Here is a 3,388-nt window from a genome sequence, read left to right as displayed (position 1 = left end):
GTCGCCCCCTTGCCAGACGCATGTCATGCGGTGCATTGTTCTGAAAACGACGAAACCCCCGGAGCGATTAACTCCGAGGGCTTCAAAACTCGCTGCTTGCCCGGCGAGATATGATGCAAAGGCGCTTGGAACCGCCAGAGCATCCAAAGGCTATAATAGGCATGAAGCCGATTGGTTTCAACTGCCTTTAAAGCCGGGGAAGTGTCTCGCCGTCTGAAAGGACGGATTATGACCAGTTTCGCTTCCCAGATTTGGACACTCACACAAGGCCGTCAGATCACGGGAAAGACGCACCTGGTATTGCAGGCACTAGCCAGCTTTCAAGGACACCGTGGTTTATTCCCTAGCCATGAAAGCATCGCCGCCCGTGCTGGATGCAGCACCAGAACCGTTATAAGGGCCTTAGAGACGGCTTACCGTTTAGGGATAGTCGAACGCACACGCCAGCGTCAGAGGGTATCAGGGCGCATCTGTAACGGCGCTAATCGCTACCGGCTTATCGTTAAACCATTGGAGCAGGCTAAAGCCGCCGCCGCCCATGCTGCACAGCGTTTGAGAGAAGCCCTTGCCCGCAGAAAACAGGCGTTTCTTTCTAAGTGCCAAAATGGCAGCGGAACCAATTTTCAGAGTAATTTATTTAATGCAGATCCGCTTTCAGCCGCCGGAATGTCAAGGCATGACCTAATCACGTGGTGCGAGAGCGTAGGATACCGGGGCAGAACCTAACCCCAGCCCTCCGACACACCAAACACCAGCACCGCAAAGGCTCATGAAGTAGGAGCCGATGGGGGAGGCTTATTCTCTGCCTTGTATCTCTGACCAAAAATAACAGAGTTTATTGTGAGAATGACGCCTAGCATGACTGAGATTGTCGCTGTCATGTCTCCATCTTTGGCGTAAAAATATCTTGTAAATTGCGGGCAGGACAGGTGGCGTAGGCCCACGCCCTGCTTTATTCGCTACCGGCTCAACAGGATATTGAATGAACGCCAAGACCGAGCAGCTAACCTATAGGCAGATTGCAGACCGGCTTGGTTTATCAGTGGACGCGGCCCGCGCCCGTGTCAGGCGTGGCGGCTGGCTCAAGATCACAGACAACAGTGGAACCGTTCACGTGAGTGTGCCAGCGCACGCGCTAACCACCCCGAACATGCAGGGCGAACAGACCCCTGAACAGTCAGAAATGACCGCCCCGAACAGTCCACCCACGGACGGGGTGAACGCTGAACTGATGAACACCCTACGCCTAGCCGTGACCACCCTACAGAGGGAACTGGACAGACGGGCAGAGGAAGCAGCGCAGGACAAGGAAGAGCTTTCCCGGTTGCGTGATGACAATACCGATCTAAGGGCGCGGTTAGCGGTGGCAGAGGCGCGATTGACTGAACGCGAACACCCTACGGACGGGGCGAACGTAGAGGGTGAACAAGTGCCAGATGTTCAGGTGAACGATCAGGGGGAACGTACCCCCAGAACATGGTGGCAGCGTCTCTTTTCGGTATACCCAAAAACCACAAATACAATAAAATAACAGACACAGGAAAACCGCGCCCCTTTTGCGTCTCTTTTGGATTGATTTTAATTTGGAGACATAGCAAGGGGCTAGGGTCTAAACCCAAATGAGACACATTGCCATGAGATACGGTTACGCTCGCACCTCGACCACTGACCAGAACCCAGAAGCACAGGTTGCCGCATTGGAAGCCGCAGGGTGTGACGTTATCCGCACAGAGCAAAAAACAGGCACTAAGCTGAAAGGCCGCACGGAACTGGCTACCCTGTTGGAGTTTATGCGCCCAGGTGATGCTTTGGTGATAACCCGCGTTGATAGGCTAGCGCGTTCGATTGGAGACCTTCAAACCATCGTGCAGACGCTCAGGGCTAAAGGCGTTTCGCTAGTCTGCACTGAACAGCCCGTGGACACGTCAACAGCAGCCGGGAAAGCGTTCTTGGACATGCTCGGGGTATTTGCGGAGCTGGAGACGAATCTCAGAAAAGAGCGTCAGGCGGAGGGAATCGCCAATGCGAAGGCCAGAGGCGTTTATAAGGGCCGACCGGCGGACAATGAACGGATCGCGACCATCTTCGATCTGAAACGCCAAGGCATCGGTGCGACAGAGATCGCTCGCCGGGTCGGGGTCGCTCGTTCATACGTTTACAAGGTTCTTGCCCGGCAATTAGCTTTGCCGTTGTGACCCTCCGACCCCAGAAGAACAACCAGAGCCAATTTTCTTTGTGACATAATATAGGTGTGCCACTGGCACACCTATATGGCACTATTTATTTATATAAATCAATAACTTAACCATATAAAGGCACACATCCGCACCTTAGAGGCACTCAACACATATTACGTAATGCATGTATTGGGTGTTATACTCATATATATCTTTATATATAAAAAGGTATATAGGTATGCCACGGCCGCAGAAATCAGCCACAAAATAGAGGCACACCTCCTTTTTAGGTGCGTCAGTAGGTGTGGAGGTGTGTCCCTGGAGAGGGTTTACTACGCGACCACCCTGCGGACTTAGTGGGTGTTGATGTATAACATGCCCGTAAAGGCATCACAGTTGGCCGCTGAGTGCGTTCTAAGTTCTTTCTGGTATGTGGGTAGCTTGCGGCGTATAAAACGCACGTAGCGTAGAATATGAGAGTATTCGGGACACGATCACAGCGGCACATGCCCAGAGCAGCCAGAGCGACCGTCTGACAGTTGCGGGACTACTAGCCAACGTAATCGACAAGAAAGCACCAGCCAGCACCCAACAAGTTCATGCGTGACCTTCTGGACATGATGGGGATTAGTGCGGTGCGTGGAACCTATCAGATCAAGGGGGAACGTGAAGAAACATGCCGGGTTTGTGGCCCAGACTTGGAGGCAATGACCTATGCAATGCAACGCCTCAAAGTGTGTAAGATACCCTATATTTATAATACTAAATTAGGCGTTTCTTACACACTTTTGGAACCTGAACATTCGACCCCATCACCTGCAAATGATGCCACGAAACAGCCGGTTGTCAGTGCCGCGGCCATTGCTTCATTGCAGGAGATTGCCGAGCGTTTCCGTGGCCTGAAATGTTCCACCCGTGCCAGTCTATGGGTTGCCGGTCAGGAGATCATCCTTCCCGTTCCCGATTGTGTGGCAGCAACGAATCCCCGTGAGATCGTTCTGGATGGGGTGCCGGTTATGTGGCCGTGGGATTACAGCATCTCTGACGAACTGCTTGAGATGGTCCGGAGGGACGTCAGATCATACGCCTTCCAGATCGGGCAGAATATCTGCTTGCTCCGACCACGGAAGGGTGCTGGCAGTCCTGAAGAAATAATCAGGGCGCTGAGGGCGGCAGATACGGCAGCATAAACCCGGAGGGGCGGCTTCACG

Annotated in this window: 4 protein-coding genes; all 4 read left to right on the top strand. The window is 53.1% G+C overall.

Annotated features, from left to right (window positions below; genetic code table 11):
* Window positions 1-228 precede the first annotated feature (228 nt).
* The 4 genes from AD928_RS14255 (at window position 229) to AD928_RS00535 (ending at window position 3,367) form a co-directional block, all read left to right on the top strand.
* Entirely contained in the window at window positions 229-726 is a 498-nt protein-coding gene (locus tag AD928_RS14255; RefSeq protein ID WP_082779658.1) for a helix-turn-helix domain-containing protein, read from the top strand.
* Between the two features lie 256 nt (window positions 727-982).
* A complete protein-coding gene (locus tag AD928_RS15115) occupies window positions 983-1,531 on the top strand; it encodes a hypothetical protein (RefSeq protein ID WP_233419871.1) in 549 nt (182 codons plus the stop codon).
* Window positions 1,532-1,634: 103 nt separating this feature from the next.
* On the top strand, window positions 1,635-2,195 hold the full coding sequence (locus tag AD928_RS00540) for a recombinase family protein (protein ID WP_062247406.1): 561 nt from the start codon (window positions 1,635-1,637) through the stop codon (window positions 2,193-2,195).
* 581 nt (window positions 2,196-2,776) lie between these two features.
* Entirely contained in the window at window positions 2,777-3,367 is a 591-nt protein-coding gene (locus tag AD928_RS00535; RefSeq protein WP_062247404.1) for a hypothetical protein, read from the top strand.
* Window positions 3,368-3,388 lie beyond the last annotated feature (21 nt).

Source organism: Acetobacter cerevisiae, assembly GCF_001580535.1.
In the GTDB taxonomy this organism is placed as follows: Bacteria; Pseudomonadota; Alphaproteobacteria; order Acetobacterales; family Acetobacteraceae; genus Acetobacter; species Acetobacter cerevisiae.
This window is presented reverse-complemented; position numbering and strand designations above follow the sequence as displayed.

Bases quoted from the DNA above. Each gene is read 5' to 3' on its own strand.
- AD928_RS14255 (WP_082779658.1), top strand. From the start codon at position 229: ATGACCAGTTTCGCTTCCCAGATTTGGACACTCACACAAGGCCGTCAG.
- AD928_RS15115 (WP_233419871.1), top strand. From the start codon at position 983: ATGAACGCCAAGACCGAGCAGCTAACCTATAGGCAGATTGCAGACCGG.
- AD928_RS00540 (WP_062247406.1), top strand. From the start codon at position 1,635: ATGAGATACGGTTACGCTCGCACCTCGACCACTGACCAGAACCCAGAA.
- AD928_RS00535 (WP_062247404.1), top strand. From the start codon at position 2,777: ATGCGTGACCTTCTGGACATGATGGGGATTAGTGCGGTGCGTGGAACC.